General features: G+C 46.0%; 24 protein-coding genes and 1 other annotated feature. Of the genes, 22 read left to right on the top strand and 2 right to left on the bottom strand.

Going from position 1 to position 16,997, the window contains the following annotated elements:
- The first annotated feature begins 8 nt into the window (after positions 1-8).
- The 9 genes from LCM20_RS01700 to LCM20_RS01665 all read left to right on the top strand — a co-directional run bounded on the left by LCM20_RS01700 (position 9) and on the right by LCM20_RS01665 (position 4,409).
- Positions 9-488, top strand: coding sequence for an NUDIX hydrolase (locus LCM20_RS01700; RefSeq protein WP_225193694.1), 480 nt, complete (start codon positions 9-11; stop codon positions 486-488).
- A gap of 21 nt (positions 489-509) precedes the next feature.
- Entirely contained in the window at positions 510-1,013 is a 504-nt protein-coding gene (locus tag LCM20_RS01695) for a GNAT family N-acetyltransferase (protein ID WP_225193693.1), read from the top strand.
- A gap of 59 nt (positions 1,014-1,072) precedes the next feature.
- The gene (locus LCM20_RS20000; RefSeq protein WP_263621891.1) at positions 1,073-1,201 is read left to right on the top strand and encodes a hypothetical protein; all 129 of its coding nucleotides are present in this window, start codon (positions 1,073-1,075) and stop codon (positions 1,199-1,201) included.
- A gap of 39 nt (positions 1,202-1,240) precedes the next feature.
- The gene (locus LCM20_RS01690; RefSeq protein WP_225193692.1) at positions 1,241-1,564 is read left to right on the top strand and encodes a GNAT family N-acetyltransferase; all 324 of its coding nucleotides are present in this window, start codon (positions 1,241-1,243) and stop codon (positions 1,562-1,564) included.
- A 105-nt stretch (positions 1,565-1,669) separates the two neighbouring features.
- Positions 1,670-2,665: an aminoglycoside phosphotransferase family protein gene (locus tag LCM20_RS01685; RefSeq protein ID WP_225193691.1), complete on the top strand. Its 996-nt coding sequence runs from the start codon at positions 1,670-1,672 to the stop codon at positions 2,663-2,665.
- 11 nt (positions 2,666-2,676) lie between these two features.
- A complete protein-coding gene (locus LCM20_RS01680; protein WP_225193690.1) occupies positions 2,677-3,225 on the top strand; it encodes a histidine phosphatase family protein in 549 nt (182 codons plus the stop codon).
- A gap of 78 nt (positions 3,226-3,303) precedes the next feature.
- Positions 3,304-3,639, top strand: coding sequence for a hypothetical protein (locus LCM20_RS01675; RefSeq protein WP_225193689.1), 336 nt, complete (start codon positions 3,304-3,306; stop codon positions 3,637-3,639).
- Between the two features lie 119 nt (positions 3,640-3,758).
- Positions 3,759-4,040 (top strand): hypothetical protein, encoded by a 282-nt coding sequence (locus LCM20_RS01670; RefSeq protein ID WP_225193688.1) that lies wholly within the window; start codon positions 3,759-3,761, stop codon positions 4,038-4,040.
- Between the two features lie 174 nt (positions 4,041-4,214).
- Positions 4,215-4,409: a hypothetical protein gene (locus LCM20_RS01665; protein ID WP_225193687.1), complete on the top strand. Its 195-nt coding sequence runs from the start codon at positions 4,215-4,217 to the stop codon at positions 4,407-4,409.
- Between the two features lie 91 nt (positions 4,410-4,500).
- Here LCM20_RS01665 and LCM20_RS01660 read toward each other — a convergent pair whose 3' ends face one another.
- A complete protein-coding gene (locus tag LCM20_RS01660) occupies positions 4,501-5,916 on the bottom strand; it encodes a hypothetical protein (protein ID WP_225193686.1) in 1,416 nt (471 codons plus the stop codon).
- A 128-nt stretch (positions 5,917-6,044) separates the two neighbouring features.
- Between LCM20_RS01660 and LCM20_RS01655 the strand changes: the two genes are divergently transcribed.
- From LCM20_RS01655 to LCM20_RS01640, 4 genes are all read left to right on the top strand, one after another.
- Positions 6,045-6,197 (top strand): hypothetical protein, encoded by a 153-nt coding sequence (locus LCM20_RS01655; protein WP_225193685.1) that lies wholly within the window; start codon positions 6,045-6,047, stop codon positions 6,195-6,197.
- An 18-nt stretch (positions 6,198-6,215) separates the two neighbouring features.
- Positions 6,216-6,512 (top strand): hypothetical protein, encoded by a 297-nt coding sequence (locus LCM20_RS01650; protein ID WP_225193684.1) that lies wholly within the window; start codon positions 6,216-6,218, stop codon positions 6,510-6,512.
- A 24-nt stretch (positions 6,513-6,536) separates the two neighbouring features.
- Entirely contained in the window at positions 6,537-7,343 is an 807-nt protein-coding gene (locus LCM20_RS01645; protein ID WP_225193683.1) for an MBL fold metallo-hydrolase, read from the top strand.
- A 90-nt stretch (positions 7,344-7,433) separates the two neighbouring features.
- Positions 7,434-7,907: an 8-oxo-dGTP diphosphatase gene (locus LCM20_RS01640; RefSeq protein ID WP_225193682.1), complete on the top strand. Its 474-nt coding sequence runs from the start codon at positions 7,434-7,436 to the stop codon at positions 7,905-7,907.
- A gap of 370 nt (positions 7,908-8,277) precedes the next feature.
- On the opposite strand, the gene LCM20_RS01635 is transcribed toward LCM20_RS01640, so the two are convergent.
- Positions 8,278-8,736: a hypothetical protein gene (locus tag LCM20_RS01635; protein ID WP_225193681.1), complete on the bottom strand. Its 459-nt coding sequence runs from the start codon at positions 8,734-8,736 to the stop codon at positions 8,278-8,280.
- Between the two features lie 96 nt (positions 8,737-8,832).
- On the opposite strand from LCM20_RS01635, the gene LCM20_RS01630 reads away from it, so the two are divergent.
- From LCM20_RS01630 to LCM20_RS01590, 9 genes are all read left to right on the top strand, one after another.
- Entirely contained in the window at positions 8,833-9,603 is a 771-nt protein-coding gene (locus LCM20_RS01630; RefSeq protein ID WP_225193680.1) for a class I SAM-dependent methyltransferase, read from the top strand.
- A gap of 102 nt (positions 9,604-9,705) precedes the next feature.
- Positions 9,706-12,144: an EAL domain-containing protein gene (locus LCM20_RS01625; RefSeq protein ID WP_225193679.1), complete on the top strand. Its 2,439-nt coding sequence runs from the start codon at positions 9,706-9,708 to the stop codon at positions 12,142-12,144.
- A gap of 18 nt (positions 12,145-12,162) precedes the next feature.
- Entirely contained in the window at positions 12,163-12,531 is a 369-nt protein-coding gene (locus LCM20_RS01620; RefSeq protein ID WP_225193678.1) for a VOC family protein, read from the top strand.
- A gap of 60 nt (positions 12,532-12,591) precedes the next feature.
- Positions 12,592-12,835: a binding site (T-box leader), on the top strand.
- Between the two features lie 64 nt (positions 12,836-12,899).
- Positions 12,900-14,072 carry an MFS transporter gene (locus LCM20_RS01615; RefSeq protein WP_225193677.1) on the top strand — a complete coding sequence of 391 codons (1,173 nt, stop codon included), beginning with the start codon at positions 12,900-12,902 and terminating at the stop codon, positions 14,070-14,072.
- A gap of 171 nt (positions 14,073-14,243) precedes the next feature.
- On the top strand, positions 14,244-14,507 hold the full coding sequence (locus tag LCM20_RS01610) for a hypothetical protein (RefSeq protein ID WP_225193676.1): 264 nt from the start codon (positions 14,244-14,246) through the stop codon (positions 14,505-14,507).
- A gap of 108 nt (positions 14,508-14,615) precedes the next feature.
- Positions 14,616-15,371 (top strand): threonine/serine exporter family protein, encoded by a 756-nt coding sequence (locus LCM20_RS01605; RefSeq protein WP_225193675.1) that lies wholly within the window; start codon positions 14,616-14,618, stop codon positions 15,369-15,371.
- Positions 15,372-15,383: 12 nt separating this feature from the next.
- A complete protein-coding gene (locus LCM20_RS01600) occupies positions 15,384-15,839 on the top strand; it encodes a threonine/serine exporter family protein (protein ID WP_225193674.1) in 456 nt (151 codons plus the stop codon).
- Between the two features lie 112 nt (positions 15,840-15,951).
- Positions 15,952-16,458, top strand: coding sequence for a hypothetical protein (locus LCM20_RS01595; protein ID WP_225193673.1), 507 nt, complete (start codon positions 15,952-15,954; stop codon positions 16,456-16,458).
- Between the two features lie 13 nt (positions 16,459-16,471).
- Complete coding sequence (locus tag LCM20_RS01590) at positions 16,472-16,981, top strand: hypothetical protein (protein WP_225193672.1); 510 nt, start codon at positions 16,472-16,474, stop codon at positions 16,979-16,981.
- The last annotated feature ends 16 nt before the right edge of the window (positions 16,982-16,997 follow it).

Raw genomic sequence — 16,997 nt, 5'->3', positions numbered from 1 at the left:
TGAATCCTATGACACAAGTAGAAGTACCGATCAGATGCACAGGCGTTGCAGCTGTTCTTTTAAAGAAATCTGCGTCAGGCTACCAAGTTTTACTGCTCAAACGAAATACAGAAGTATTGCGTGATGTATGGTGTTACGTCGGCGGTAGTATTGAAGAAGGGGAAACAGCTTGGGAAGCAGCCCTTCGCGAAATTGAAGAGGAGACGAAAATCACCCAATTATCTTTATATAGTTCGAATCTCTTTGATCAAATCTATTCACCATTTGAAAATTATATTTACATAGCCCCGGTATTTGTAGGATACGTAGAGGAACTAGAAGAAGTAACGTTAAATGGAGAGCATAGCGATTTCCATTGGTGCAGTTTTGATGAGGCTGAAGATATCGTATCTTTACCTGGAAATGGCGATGTGCTGAGAGCTGTCGAGAAGTATTTCGTACAAAAAGACCCGATGTCGGACCTGCACATTTACACAAGTCCGACTTAAAGAGGCTGAGGAGGTCTAGATATGATCCGTATGGCGGTTGAATCAGATGCTGCATCCATAGCAGGTATACGTAAGGAGATCACGATGTCAGATAAAACAACGAAATTCTTTATTTCCTCTCCGTCTGAAGTGTCTGTTGATTTACATAAAGAAAAGGAAAGCATAAGGAAGTGTAATGGCTTGTACCTGGTCTATGAACAGGAAGGGCGTGTCATTGGCTATATCCTGCTGCGCCGGTATGAGCCGGAACGTCTTCATCATGTTGGTTCGATTGAAATGGGGATCCGTGAAGCCTTCCCAGGTCAAGGGATTGGTAAAACGATGATTCAGCATGTACTAGAGTGGGCTGCGGACCAACAAAGGTTAGAGAAGATTTGTCTCGGCGTCGTTTCCGTTAATTCAAGAGCTTCCCATGTATATAAGCAAATGGGATTTGAAGAGGAAGGAAGACTTAAGAATCAAATCAGGTTTGAAGATGGTACGTATGCAGACGATGTTTTAATGGCATGGTATGTGAAGAAATAGCATTCAAAAGAATCGTAAACTTATTGTTGAATAGATGGATGGAAGGAGAGGTCTAAGAAATGTTTCAACTGACTCCGATCAGCAGAGATCTTCTTCCAATTGAAAAGAAGATTCATAACTCCAACCCTGAGTATAACAAGATCGCATACAACAAAGAAGAACTAAGCAGAGAGGATCTTGTCAGTTAATGGAGAGAAGCAGACGAGCTGGAAGTAGACCGATATATTGTGAAAAACGGAAGTGACTGTCTTGCCATTCTCGAGTACGGCATGTCCTCTTCGAACAGTGGGCAGCCTTGGCTCAGTTTGTTGATGCTGAACAACAGCCACCGAGGCATTGGAATGGGGAGAAAGGTATATCTATTTTATGAAGATATGATGGTTCAAAGAGGTGTGGAAACAATAGAGATCGCGGTCCATGCCGAAAACGAGCGTGCCTTTCGCTTTTGGACAACTTTAGGCTATCAAGTTTTCAACGAACGATTGTACGAAGGAAAGTGGATGTATAGTATGAGGAAGTGCGTAGGATCTTCTGGAGAAGAAGAAACTTAACCATTAGAAAATGCACTTTTTGACCAAAAAGTAGAGGGATTTGTCATTTGGTGGTCATCTATAATTCTTCCTTTTTGAGTAGTTAGGAAGTAAGGAGGTGTTGGATTGCTGGAAGTTGAACAGCTGATTTCAAAACAATTAGGGGAAAACGTCCGTTTCATAGAGCCTGTGGACGGCGGTCTCCTTCACAGGATGTACCAGATCAGAACAGACAATGGACATTACGCCGTGAAGTGGATCAACCCGACAGTCATCGCGCGCCCAGAGGCCATGCAGAACTACATAGACTCAGAAAGGATAGCAGACGTCGCCTCTTCTAAGATTCCAGCCTTGCCTGCCCTGCGGATTCAAGGAAATGCTCTTCTTGAACACGATGGCGATTCCTTTCTAGTTTTTCACTGGGTGGAAGGAAGAACACTGAAGGCAAAGGACGTTACCAATCATCACTGTAGAAAAATGGGGCAGATATTAGCGGATTTACACGGTGTGGATTTTTCAAATCTCACCATTGAGCATCCTTCTGAAGCTGCGCCATCCATGATTGCATGGCAAGATTACAGGAAACAAAGTGTACTTAATAAAATGCCCTGGGCTGAGTTGATGGACCGTTATGCTGACAAGCTTCAAGATTGGAACCTGGCTGCATTGAATGCTCATCCTTTGCTTTCTTCAAATCAAGTGATCAGTCACCGGGATATGGACTTGAAGAACGTGATGTGGAAGGAGGGACAGCCTCTCATCATTGACTGGGAGTCGGCAGGGTTCATCCATCCGGTGCAGGATCTCCTGGAAACAGCGATGTATTGGTCGGAAAATGTCGATGGAATCCCTCAGGAAGATCGTTTTTTATCGTTTCTTGACGGATACGGGACCATTCCTGGGGTGAATCAAGTTCACTTTGAAGTCGTACTGCAAGCGATATTTCTCGGGAAATTATCTTGGTTGGAATACAACCTGAAGCGGGCTATCGGAATGGAAGCAACGGATGCGTCGGACCGGGAGATGGGTGAAACGCAGGTGTTCGAAACGTTTGATGACCTGCAGCGTTTCAATGACAGCATCCCGCGATTGTTAAGTTGGTGTTATCAACACGAAAAATAGAGGGTGGAAAAATGATATATGTGGTCAGGCACGGAGAGACCGATTGGAATAAGGAACGGAGGATGCAGGGAAGAGAGGGCAAACCGTTAAATGAAAGTGGGATCAAACAGGCTGAAGAGGTAAGGGCTGAATTAGCTTCAACGGTTTTTCAAGCTGTATATTCCTCTCCACAACAACGAGCTGTAGAGACGGCAGAAATCGTCACAGGGCATCGCGTAACAATTGATGAAAGGCTTGATGTATTCGACCTTGGCCGGGCAGATGAACTTCCGATCCAAGATGTTCAATATCGAGGAGCGCTTCCTGATCCAGCGATTTACGAAGGTATGGAGGACCCGGATATCTTTGTAAAAAGGGTGTTCGCTTTTATGAACTGGTTGGAAGGGGTCTATGGGGAATCGGACGAGGACATACTTCTTTCGGGTCACAGGTGTACGACAGGAGCGATCGGTGCTTATTTTGAAGGGATACCAGCAGACCGTAACATTCAGAAGTATTCTTCCGATCACGGCAGATATAAGGTGTATGATTTCAAGAAAAACCGACTGCCAGCCGATTGAAAGAGGAAAAGGGTAGAAGGCTCCCGTTATAATAGAGGTAAGAACTGGAATTCAAGATAACGGGAGGAAGGGATCAGGATGAATGCGATTCGTGAGATGATCGATCAATATGGGGAGAACGTCAAGAATGCTGAGCTGTCATCTTTTGAATGTTTAAACATGCTGCAGGATAGGACAGAAATCTTCAAGAGGCGCGATGAACTGACAAAAGTAGAACAGATCCACTTGGCGAAGGTTGATCTGCAGTTTGTTGAGCAGGTTGATGCGTTTCTCGAAAAAATTGAAGAGGTCTATGATTTCACCTTGTCGGATGAACATGAAATTCCTGCAGAACAGTGGTGGTGGCACTTGAACAAATTGTCGATGGGCCATTTAGATTTCGGGATCTTTGTTCAACCGAAACAAGTCATATAGAAGAACCGGGTGGAAGGCTGCTCGGTTCTTTTTCTTTTATCAAAGGGGAACAGAACTTTTGGATTCTCCTTTGCTTCACATTAATATGGTTTATAATGTAAGAAGAAGGGAGGAAGCTTATGTTTTACTTGTTCTTTATCGTCATCGTATTGACGATGTCCCTCTTTTTTTCATCTGTTCTACTCTCGATGTTTGTTACAACCAAGGGGGAGCGGATTAAACTTGGGGCGTGGGTGGCTGGAGTCTCTCCTATTGCGTTCTTTCTATTGTTCTACCTCACAACAGCCTGGGGGCTTCTCTATATCTATCTTCTGATCATCGTCGGCACATCTTGTTTTGTGAGCGGATTGATTGTGCTGTTCGCAGGGTGGCTGTCGAAAGAAAGGCGTGCCCATTTGTAGTGAAACGAACGTTGCTGTTGGAACGTATTCCTTGAGAGGGAGGGGATTTGATGGAAACGTTTATAGGAATTTCAGCAGGTATCTTGATTGTCATTATCGCCATCGTTATAGGTGCTTTGAGCTTGATGCACTTTATGAAAATCATGAAGAAGCTCTAGTGAAGGAGTGAATCGAATGAAAAATCGAGGGGCAAAAGAGAGAATTCAACGGAAGTACCGGGAAGAAAAAAGTAAGCAGCGTCAGGATCAGGATGCCCACCTTTCGCTTTTCGTTCTTTTATTCATTGTGCTTCTTCTTTACTTAGCCGCTCATCTTCTCGGAGTATTCAATGACCCGCTATTGGAGATCAGGTATTTGGGCTATACATAATGAGTACACAATAGGTCAAAAAGAGCGCTGAAATAATCAGCGCTCTACTCATAGATTCCTTGGACCCATTCTGCAGGAGCAGAACGTAATCTTATAAGAAAAATACTACAAACAATTGAAGATACAGCTGGACCATGAAGTAAAAGGCGATGGCGTATTTGAAGTTGAATAACAGTCCGTTTTTAATGATGCTTAGACCATTAACAGAACTCAAGATAATCGACGGCAGAATAAGCGGTGACAGCATGATGGAAATCACACTACCAGACGTAATGCCGAGCACGACGATCTCAGGTGGGTACGGAAGCTCCACGCCCTGTAGAATTCCGGACACGAGTACGATGACTGTCAACGGACCGAGGCCGATCAAACCAAGCAGGATGACGACGAACGGAAGGACCCATAGGAAGTTCAAGAATGGGACAGCATCTGTTACATAGAAGAGTCCGTCAATTAAATACTGTCCGTAACCTGACTGGTTGACGGCATTGATCAGAAATCCTGCAGCGAGCAGGATCGAGAACTGTTGGGCTTTGTTCGGGATGCTTTGAGTGACGTAGACTTTGCCGTTTTCCGTGATTCCACTGCTTCTTTTTCGGATGATGAAGTAGAGGAGCACCCATACTACGATGACGATCGGGATGATCATTAATAGTCGAATGTCCCATAGCGCATTCAATAGAAAAATAGATCCGAACAGGGTCACAAACAGGATGCCGAACTCCAGTGCATCCCGGTTCCCTCTTGTATCCTGCTTCTTCTGTTCTGTGATTTTCGCCAATTGTTCTTGAATCCCTTTTGTCAGGTCGATTCCATAATGGCGTTCCTGGAAATGAGAAAACAGGACAGAGAGCAAAATACCGGCGAAGGAAATAACGAATCCTTGCGCAATGGACAGACTGAGGGAAGCTCCGAGAGCATCGACGGCATATATGAAACTCGGAATGCTGACGACCCACATCGTCGTTAAGGAGAACGCGCGCAGTAAGGCCGTTCCCTTGTAGTTCTCCCATGCTTCGCCTTTCTGGTCACTCAAAAAGTTATTGATCATACTGTACACCATCGGAATCGACCCGAATAGCAGGAAGTACGAGATGATCTGTGTAATGACCATCATGCCGAAATAGAACTTACGGCTGGTGTTGAGCAGATTCTGTGCTACGTTAATGACCGATTCAATATAAGGCTTTTCCTCTAGCACCCAGCTGATCGTGGGAACGATGAGCAAAAGGGCAATCAAACCGCTCATGACGGTAAAACCAGATACAACCCCTTCAATAAGGGAGATGCCGGCCGTCAGATGAACGATCAGCGCGATGATGAGGAGGAGAAGCGAAATACCGGCCTGCTTGATCGGCAGAAAGAAATAGCCCAGCAGGAAGGCGGTCAGCCCCAGTAGGGAAAGCCCTGTAGACAGGTCTTCTCCACCGATAAAATAAACGATAAAATGCATGATGACATATAGGCTGATAAAGAGGGTATAGCCTCTTTTTGCTAGTTTTACCATAGAAGGACTCCGATCTAATATCAAAATATGAACGAACATATCGTATCACATGGAAAAGAAACATTCTTAAATTTTGCTTCGCTATAAGAGGATGAATAGGAAAGGGGAAGGACATGGAATTGATGTTTATGGGTTTATTATACCTCGTGATCATTGTGAGCTTGATCATCGGAGTATACTCGACGATCAAGCAGTTTAAAGTTAAAGAAATGGAAGTGCAGCTCGAATGGGAAAAGGTCGAGCTTGAGAAGAGGAAGCTGCATATGGAAACAGTGAAATAATCAGGAGTGGTGAGGATCATGAAGAAGGAAAACAAGAAGTATTTAAAGGTGAGCATCTTGATTTGTCTGATATCAGCTGTTCTTATTCCAAGCGGCTATTCTGACGAAGGTATCGGCTCCTACTATTACGGTTACCCTTTTACCTTTGTTCAAATTTATCAATATGAACCGACAAATCCATCGTTTATGATCAATTTCTTTTCTGGAAATGACGGGATGAGCGTGAATGTCTTGTCATTTATATTGAACATGCTGCTGGTTAATGTCTGCATCAACTTTGTAATGAAGAGGTTGTCAGCGAGAATGTTGAATTAAGGACAAAGAAAAGGAGGACTTGTTATGGGTTCATTTCAAACAAATACACTAAAGGTTTTTCAAAGTCAGTTATTTAAGACGACTTGTTCTGTCATAAAAACGAAGGAGAGCATCATTGTGGTCGACCCGAATTGGCTGCCGCGTGAAATCGAAACGATTCAAGCTTACGTGGACGAGGTCAGAGGGGAGCGGGATCTATATGTCATCTACACCCATAGTGATTTTGACCACGTCATCGGCTCCGGCGCCTTTCCAGATGCGAAAAGCATTGCATCCAAGCGGCTGCAGAATAATCCTGAAAAAGAAAGCGTGATGCGTGAAATAACAGCATTCGATCAGGAATACTACCTGACACGAAACTACACACCCTCCTATCCGGATGTGGATTTTGTGATTGAGAAGGACGGCGAGCAGCTCACGATCGGGGAAGTCACGCTGACGTTCTATCTGGCCCCCGGCCATACGAACGATGGATTATTTACAGTGATCGAGCCTTACGGAATCTTTCTGGCGGGAGATTATTTGTCAGAAGTGGAGTTTCCCTTCATCTACAGCAGCTATTCAGACTATAAGGAAACGATTCGAAAAGCTGGTACTCTGTTAGAAAAGCATTCGATCTCTGTTCTTGTTCCGGGACATGGATCCGCGACAGAATGTATCGAGGAAATCAGGAATCGGTTGAGATTTTCTGAGTGGTATTTAAATGAGCTTACGAATCCTTCTCCTGATCTCGAACAGAAACTGAACGAGTCTTTCATGTTCTTTGAGGGAATGAAAGAGAGCCATAAAGAGAATAGGAGGATAGTGGAGCGTGAGCTTGGTTTGCCCTGATTGGGGTTACCATCAATGCTTTTTCGAGGGATCTACCCAATCGACCTTAGAAGCTCTAGAAAGCGTAAAAGGATAGGGAGTTGAAGCATCATGAGTGAAGGATTGAATGTGAAGTTTTGGACCATCTGCTTAATCAGAAAACAAGATGAAATTTTGTTGTTGGACCGAAAGGAAAAAGAGTTCCCGGGCTTAATTCCTCCAAGGGGGAAAGTAGAATTCCCTGAAAGCTTTGTACAATCTGCTATCAGAGAAGTCAAAGAGGAGACGGGCCTTGATGTGTGGAATGTCTGTTATAAAGGGTTGTATGAGTACGTGAACCCGGCAGTAAACGATCGATTTATCATTTTTCATTACATAACGAGTGACTTTGAAGGTGATCTGCTGGAGGAATCGGAAGAAGGGAAACCACAGTGGGTCAAGATCAGTGAATTGGAAGATCTACCTATGCAGTCTTCCATCCGAAGAAGGATTCCCTTACTGCTTGAAGAAGGGATATTTGAAGTCCAGGTCGAATGGGATCAACAAAATGATCGAGAGAAGGACATTCGGGTTCGAAAAACGTAATGAAAACGAACCCCTTTGAAGGTGGTGAATGAAGTGGAACGAATGGTTTCAAACGTGATAACGAGAGCGCCTCACGCAAAGCCTGTGAATCAGTGGCGATTCTTTGCGTGAGAAGGTATTGTAAGACATCGCCATGCTGTTATTCATATGGCTTTGTCTCATACCAACTATAAACCAACTCTCTCGTAAAGATCGTCTGTGTTCCCGTCAGCTTAAGGCGTACCGGAAGCTTGGTTTCAAAGAAGAAGGAAGAATTCGGAAAGACTTATTTTACGATGGGACCTACCATGACTCGATTCTTATGGGGGTGCTCAGGGAGGAGTTTATCGCTGTACATGGAAAGTAGGGGGAGGCCATCCCCCTTTTTTCTTTATTCGAAGTTGTCAATCATCTCCATGAGCTGTTCTTTCTTCAACGCGGTTTGACCATCAAAGGACAAGGAGGAAACTTGATAGTGGATCCCTTTCTGTTCAAAACGCAGCGTATGCCCGTCTTCGTTCCCTCGATATTGAACGCTTCTTCCCGCAGGAGTCGTCCCTTCTTCCGTTTCTGCACCTTTGTATGTAACAGGACCCTTTACGATGAATACGTCAATCACGCCATAATCCTCGTTCCGCAGATGAATATTCAACTGCTGGTTGCCGGAATCGATGTCCGCTTCCGTAGAATCCGGCTCAAAAGGCAGTTTGGTCGGAAGCTGGACTTCATAGCCGAGCGTGTTCACGAGCTGATCAACACCCGGATCATCAAGAATATTTGTCGCATTTGCGTCTGTTTGGCTGCAGCCGACGATGCCGAACATAAGAATCAACACGATCCATTTCTTCACTTTCATCACCTCTTCCCATGTATAGACGTCCGCTGAGTGGAAATTGTTTCAAAAATTGCTCGAATTCGGTAAACTGAGCACAAAGGGGGAGTGAAGATGGGCATCGATTTTCATAGTCTGGGTAATCAAGGGAGTTACAGGTCCCGCAAGGCTGATGATTCGTGGAAAGAAATGATGGAAGAGCTTGTCACCTTTCCAGTCGAACGCGCTGCCGATATCGGCTGCGGAGGAGGCATCTATTCGCAAGGGTTGGCAGAATTGGGCGCAAAGGCGATTTACGGAGTCGATCAATCGGAGGTCAGCCTCGAGGATGCAGGACGCACTTGTGCAGGCACTCCGAACGCTTTTTTTCAAAAAGGGAAGGCGGACGATACGGGGCTTGATGGTGATTCGTTTGATGTGGTGCTCGAGCGTGCACTCATCCATCATTTGAGTGACTTGGAGGCTTGTTTTCTTGAGGCGAAACGTGTGCTGAAGCCTGGAGGGGTAGTGGTCATCCAAGATCGAACGCCAGAGGACTGTTTCCTTCCTGGAAGCGAGGTGCATCTCAGAGGATACATGATGGACCGCTTTCCTGAATTGAAAGAAGTGGAGGCTTCGAGAAGACATACAAGTGAACAAGTAACATCTGCTCTAACGCAATGCGGCTTTACGCATGTTCAAGAGATGAAGCTTTGGGAGACGAGGAAGACGTACGTGGGCAAAGACGAACTTCGTCAGGATATCCTGTCGCGTACAGGGAGAAGTATTCTTCATGAACTCAGTGATGACGAGCTTGTCCAATTCGCTGATGAGCTGGACGATAAGCTGAAGGACGGACCGGTCGTTGAAAAAGATCGATGGGCCATTTGGATAGCTCGAAAATAAGGACACTTTCGTTTCAATCCATACGGGGAAGGGTAACTTCATATTCACAGGACTTCTCCGATATATAAATAGAGATTGAATGAAAGGGAACATGTTATGAATATGGAAGAAATGGTGGGTACATATAACCCAGGATTTGTGATCCTTTCCGTGATCATTGCCGTCGTGGCTTCTTTCGCATCTCTGCAAATGGTGGAGAGACTTCGCGGAGCTCGGAAATGGCAACGGTGGAAATGGATCCTATCAGGCGGCATCATGCTTGGAGGCGGAATTTGGTCGATGCACTTCGTCGCGATGCTCGCCTATGAAATGGATATGGGCGTAACGTATGACACGGTATTGCTGACGCTTAGTATTTTGTCTTCCGCCGTGGCAAGTTTGACGGCCTTTTTCCTGATCAGTCAAAAAACATTGCACATCAGACGGTTACTGACAGGAGCTTTTTTTATCGGGACGGGGATTATTTCGATGCACTATGTCGGCATGGAAGCGATGATTATGCCGGCTTCGATCCGTTATTCCACTTGGTTAGTCGGCTTATCCGTCGTGATTGCCTACACCGCATCCTTTGTTGCGCTGATCGTATTCCGTGGCTTCTTGAATCAGCCAGGGAAGTGGTCGCGGTATAGCTGGGGAGCGGCTGTTGTGCTCGGAGCTGCTATTTGCGGAATGCATTATACCGGTATGGAAGCGGCGGTGTTCTTTCCTGACCAAGGGGCGATGGGGGCCGGGAGCAGTACGATAGGAGCTTCCACGCTCGGATATGCTGTGACCATCGGGATATTAGGGTTGATTGGACTATTTATCCTGCTCGTCCGGTTCGATTCGAAATTTGAAAATCAATCGAAGCGTCTTGCTTTTGTCGATCAGATGTATCACTCGATTATCGATACGGCCAACGATGCTGTCATCACCATATCGGGTGATGGCCTCATACTGAACTGGAATCAGGGTGCAGAGTCAATGTTCGGGCATGAGAAAGACACCGTCCTCGGCGAGCCGCTTAGCCTGATCATCCCAGAGAAATACAGACTGTCTCATGAAGATGGCTTAAAGCGGTTTTTAAATACAGGGGTAAGACGTGTCGTCGGAAGCACCGTACAGATGGAAGGGCTGCACAAATCCGGTCAAACGTTTCCGGTTGAGTTATCGATGTCTGTCACCGAATTCAATGAGGAAACGTACTTTACAGGCATCATCAGGGATATTTCTGAGAGAGTGAGGCATCAGGATCGAATTGAGGAGCTGGTGTATAAGGATGAATTGACCAAGCTCCCGAATCGTAGAATGCTGAATGAACATTTAACTTCTCTCATTGAGCGGAGCGGAACCGAAAAATTCGCCGTGTTGTTTTTCGACTTGGACCGTTTCAAGCAGATAAACGATGTCTACGGTCATAGGATCGGAGACCAAGTCCTTGTGAAAATAACAGAGCGCCTGAGAGCTCATTTTGAATCCTACGCCTTTCTAGCAAGGCAGAGTGGGGATGAATTTGTCATGGTCTTAAATGAGGCAAGCTCTTACCAGGCTGGGCGTACGGCGGAAGCGTTATTGAAAACCTTCAAGCCTCCCATCATTCTCGAAGGTGTGGAGTTGTTTATCTCAAGTTCTGTCGGGATCGGACTCTATCCAGAGGATGGCCGGACAGCAGACGGGATGATCAAGAGTGCGGATACGGCAATGTATCAGGCGAAACTCAACGGAGGAGCGCGCTACCAGTTTTTTACCGCTGACATCAACGAATCGATTATGAAAAAGATGATGCTTGAGACAGGGCTCAGAAAAGCGGTGGAGAAGAGGGAACTTGAAATCTACTACCAGCCTCAAGTGGATGTCGGGTCTGGGGAAGTGAACAGCTTTGAAGCCCTTGTCCGGTGGAACCATCCTGAGCTCGGGCTTATTTCGCCTGTTGATTTTATTCCGCTTGCCGAAGAGACGAAGCTGATCGTCCCGATGGGGGAATGGATTCTGAAGGAAGCATGCCTTCAATTCCAGGGGTGGATCAATCAGGGGTTTGCCCTTAAGCACATATCCGTCAATATTTCAGCCGTCCAGTTCAATGAGTCTGATTTTCCACAGATGGTCGAGCGGGTCTTGAAAGAGACGGGATTGGATCCTGGGCATCTCGATCTTGAATTGACAGAGAGTGTCATTCAAAACCCGGAGATGGCGATCCCTTATATGCACCAGCTGAAAACAATGGGCGTCCGGTTGTCACTCGATGACTTCGGCACCGGATACTCATCGCTCAGTTATTTGAAGGACATCCCGCTCGACACATTGAAGATTGATAAGTCCTTCACCCAAACGGTCTTGGAGAACCAAAAGGACAGAGCTGTTGTCGACACGATCATTCAAATGGCTCTGAATTTGGAGCTGAACGTGATTGCGGAAGGCGTCGAAACCGATGACCAGCTTCATTACCTTATGAATCAGAAGTGTCATCAATATCAGGGGTACTTATACAGCGCCCCGCTGCCGAAACATGAACTCGAGAAGTTGTTGTATGGAAGAACAGATCATACAGTCGCTGACCGCTGACTGAAAGGGGAGAATGGTATGACATATCAATTCGAACAGATCGATCACATTCAATTGGCCGCACCGAAAGGGTCTGAAGAGGAGGCTCGCGAGTTTTTTGTTGGTATTCTAGGCCTTGTGGAAGTGGAAAAGCCGGATAACCTGAAGAAAAGGGGAGGCGTGTGGTTCCAGTTCGGGTCGCATCAAATCCATATCGGAATCGAAGAACCTTTTTCTCCTGCTAAGAAAGCACACCCTGCCTTTCATGTCCGCAATGTGGACGGTTTGAAGGCCCATCTGAAAGAGAAGGACTATCCGTTTATCGAGGACGACCAACTGCCTGGGGCGAACCGGATCTATGTGTATGACCCATTCGGGAACCGGATGGAGATGCTGGAGTGGGTGTAGCCTTTTCTTAGAAAAAAGGCTTTACACATCTTAAGAAATCGTGAATAATAGAAGAAATATCCAAACGCGAAGAAGAGAAGAGTAAATGATCGCCGTCTATCACAGAGAGCTCTGGTTGGTGAAAAAGAGCATGGACGTCCTCATTGAAACAAGCCTCAGAGCGATGCACAGGAGCGAAGACGTGATTGTGCGACGGGAGCTCCCGTTACAGAGCTAGGGTATAACCGAAAGGCGTACCCGAAAAGGTTGATATGGTGACATATCAGCAAACTGGGGTGGCACCGCGAGGAATCTCGCCCCCAAGACCAATGAGTCTTGGGGGTGGGATTCTTTTTTTCTTTTTCAAAAAAAGATAAGGGGTGGTGATTGTGAAATTATTATTGTTCAATTTAGGTTTATCGAATATCGGGGACTGGATCTTTCTCATTGCGTTCAATTTGATTGTGCTGGAGATGACGGGATCGCCTTTAGCAGTGGCGGTACTCTATATGCTGAAGCCCGCCGCTGCGCTTTTGACGAATGTGTGGTCAGGGGGCATGATCGACAGGGTTCAGGTGAAGCATCTTCTCATGTGGCTGGATGCGATTCGGGGCGCTCTTCTCATCGTCCTGCCATTCATGTCGTCCTTAATCGTGATGTATGGCATCGTTCTAGTCGTGAATATGGCATCTGCCGTGTTCAATCCGGCATCGATGGTGTACATGACGCGTTTTTTTGAAAAAGGAGAACGACTGAAGTTCAATGCGTGGAGGAGTCTCGTCGACTCAGGTGGGTTTCTGTTTGGACCTGCTGTAGCAGGACTGTTCTTTATGATCGGATCGCCTTGGATCGCGATAGTCGTCAACGCAGTGACATTCTTCATCTCAGCGGCACTGACGGGTCTTCTCCCGAGGGTTTCGACCGAATGGGATGAGGATTCCCTATTTTCTGTAAAAGAGGACTGGAAGCTCGTCATACGCTTCAGCCGTCATCACGTCAAAACGATGATCGTGTACAGCTTGTTCAGCCTGTTCCTCGTCATGACGGCGGCCATCGATTCGCTGGAAGCGGCTTTTTCAAAAGAAGTTCTCGACCTGTCGAATGCGATGTATGGATTTCTCGTCAGTCTCGCCGGGGCAGGAATCATAACGGGAGCAGCCGTTCAAACCTTGCTCATTCGTAAAGTGACAGAGCGTTTTCTCATGGGAGCAGGGAGCTTGTGCGTTGCGTCAGGCTACCTGATCTATGCCTTTTCTTCAGGGGTGATCGGGGCGGCAATCGGATTCTTCACCTTGTCCTTCTCGCTTGCGTTCGCGAATACAGGTTTTCTGACTTTCTATCAGAACGAAATCCCGGCATCTGTCATGGGAAGAGTGGGGAGCCTCTACGACTGGGCCGAGGCGTTCATCGTCATTCTTTCCGTTGCGGTGATTGGGCTGTTGGCGGAGGTGGTATCGATACGAACAGCCGTGATGACAGGGGGATTCTTGATGCTTTTTATCACATTTTCTCTTATTCTGTCGTTCAAGACGGGTCGAAAGGAGCATGTACTGGCTTCTTAACCGTTTTAGATGATATCTCTTTGGGGTAAGCATATAATAGAACGTGACTTGACGACTGTGTTGGAAAAGTTATAGGATTTTCCCCTGAGAAGTTGAAAATAAGTGGAAGCTTTTATACTATAGTGAGTATAGAAGATTCAGAGTTTTCTATTTCCGTAGAGGAGTGAGGATATGCTAAAAGAATCAGACTTTGAAACAGAGGAATTAAAACAACAGTGGATCAAGGTACGGAACAAGAAACTTGAAGAGATGGCTCAATACATCCAGCGCTATTTCCACTTGACGAAAGTAAGAGAGAATTCAAGCAGCTATGAGGTGCAGGGATACTTCTTCCAACCGGGCTTCGGTGAAGTTCGGATGGCGTTTGAATTCACGTATGAAAATGTTGCGAAATTCACCGACTTGTTCGATGATCCAATAGAAGAAGGTAAGTGATGAAGGAGTGACCCCTTGATGGGGTCACTTTTTTATTTTTCTATTGCAGATACGAGATCAAATCGGCTACACTTTAACAATGAGAAGAGTGAAAGGGGGAGGACGAATGTGAAAGCCTTTGAAGCGGGTACGACAGAAGTCATTGAATTATGTTTATTAATCGGTAGAGTGATGCTGCAAAACGGGGCGGAAACGTACAGGGTGGAAGACACCATGACGAGGATTGCCGCTTCCTTTGGGAGTGGGGAGGCGCAAAGCTTCGTGACGCCGACCGGAATTGTCTTCTCCCTTGGTCAATCGGAGCCATCAAAGCTCGTTCGTGTATCGGACAGGACGACGAATCTGCATAAAGTTGCAAAGGCAAACAATATTTCGAGAAGCATCACAAGCGGGAGCTTGTCAATCAGAGAGGCGCATCGAGAGCTGACCGATCTTGACAAGGCGGGTACGTATTACACGATTCCTGCTCAGATTGCGTCCGCTTCCCTAGCAAGTGGCTGTTTCGCGATCATGTTCCAGGGGAGCTGGTTCGACTTCGGACCGGCCTGTGTAGCAGGTGGATTCGGGTTCATCGCATTACTCGCCTTCCACCGCTTTTTTGAAATCAAGTTCTTTGCAGAATTCCTTGCATCGTTGATCATAGGGGTTCTTGCGTTTTCGTTTTTATTGATGGGAATCGGAAATGAGGCGGATAAGATCATCATCGGTTCGGTCATGCCTCTTGTCCCAGGACTATTGATTACGAATGCGGTCCGTGACTTGATGGCGGGACACCTCGTCTCCGGGTTATCGAAAGGGGCAGAAGCGTTCCTGACCGCTTTTGCCATTGGAGGAGGGGTCGCAATTGCGTTTTCGATCTTTTAGGGGTGACGATTCATGTTGATTGCCGAACAAATTTTAATGAGCTTTATCGCATCGGCCTCTTTCGGCATCCTTTTTCAGGCACCGAGAAGCACATTGTTTAAATGTGGACTTGTCGGGTCTCTCGGATGGGTGATTTACATTCTGTTCGTTCAGGCAGAGCTGAATGAAATCACGGGTACATTCGTCGCGTCCTTTGTCATTGCGATGATCGGGCAGTTTTTTGCGAGAATGTACAAGACGCCGGTGATCGTCTTCAGTGTTGCCGGTATCATTCCGCTTGTTCCCGGCGGTCTTGCGTATGATGCGATGCGTCATTTTGTCCAAAATAATTATGAAACGGCTCTGCCGATATCGGCGAAGGCCTTTATGGTATCAGGAGCGATTGCGATCGGCCTGGTGCTGTCTGAAGTGATCAACCAGTCTGTGAAGAAATTGAGGAAGCGTAAGGAAAGCCATCTGAAAACATAATACGGTTGTTTCAAAGGAATGAGGGGAAAGATACTGCACAGGTATCTTTCCCCTAATTTTTTGAAACGGATCCAGTCCTTGCATCGTACACATGAATAGGAGGTTTTTTTATATGGTTTACTGGATTATTGCATTTTGTCTCTTGCTGCTTGCGCTCTTGTTGAGACTGTTCATAAAACGTACGCTCTACATCGGTCTTATTTTGTTTTTCGTTACGGTAGGGGCTTTTCTCATTTTTGAACAGACGAAGAACACGACGTTTGTCGAGGCCTATGATGATCTTTATGAAGAGGATGTTGTCATTGAAGAGATGACAGTCGGAATTTCCGATGGCCCACGTCCTGATTTCGGAACAGAACATGAAGTGACCGTAGAGAATCCTGAACAGATTGAACGCGTGCTGGAGGATTTATCCCGTCTGGAACTGAAGCGTGAGGAAGATTATGATTTTACGGGTGAAATCTATCAAGTCCGCTTTGTTGTCACCGATAACTATAGCGAAGGTTTCTCTGAAACGGACTATTCGCATGTCTTCGTCGGGGAAGATCACGTAAACACGTTTAAAATTACGAATGATCCCGAGCATTTAAATACGCTGCAATCATTGATAGAAAAATAGGAAGGGGGATTGTATGGTCTATTTAGTCATCATTTTTTCAATGCTCATTCTGATTTTGCTGCTGCGCCTTTTTATTAAAAAGCTTGTCCCGTTACTCATTGTGACCGCGGTGATTGTAGGTGGTGTCTATCTCATCTATAACCAGACCCAGACGAAGGAGGTTCAGGATGTGTATGCCGAACTTTATGAGGAAGAAAACACGATTGATGAAGTGACGATCTTTGATAGGAGAGATGACGGAAGCGAGAGGTTTGTAACATTGACCGATCAACAGGTGATCGATTCGATCTTAGCGGATTTGTCTGATGTGGAAGTGAAGCTTCGTCAAGGAGAGAGAAAAGAGGCGTTCCGCGTTTCCTTTGATGTAACGGAGCCGACAAGTAATGGATCTCAAATGGCTTTCAAGAGTCTACGGGTTAGTGAGGAAAGCATCGGCATTCACAAAGTGCTGAGTGATACGTCCCATATGAAAACGTTGAATAGCCTGGCTGAAGATGAAAACGTGAATTGGCAGCAACCTTAAAGAAGGTGGTGTTTTC

Origin of the sequence: Halobacillus litoralis, assembly GCF_020171725.1 — a bacterium.
GTDB lineage: Bacteria > Bacillota > Bacilli > Bacillales > Halobacillaceae > Halobacillus > Halobacillus litoralis_F.
Note: the sequence above shows the minus strand (reverse complement) of the source record. Positions and strands in the feature narration are given on the sequence as shown.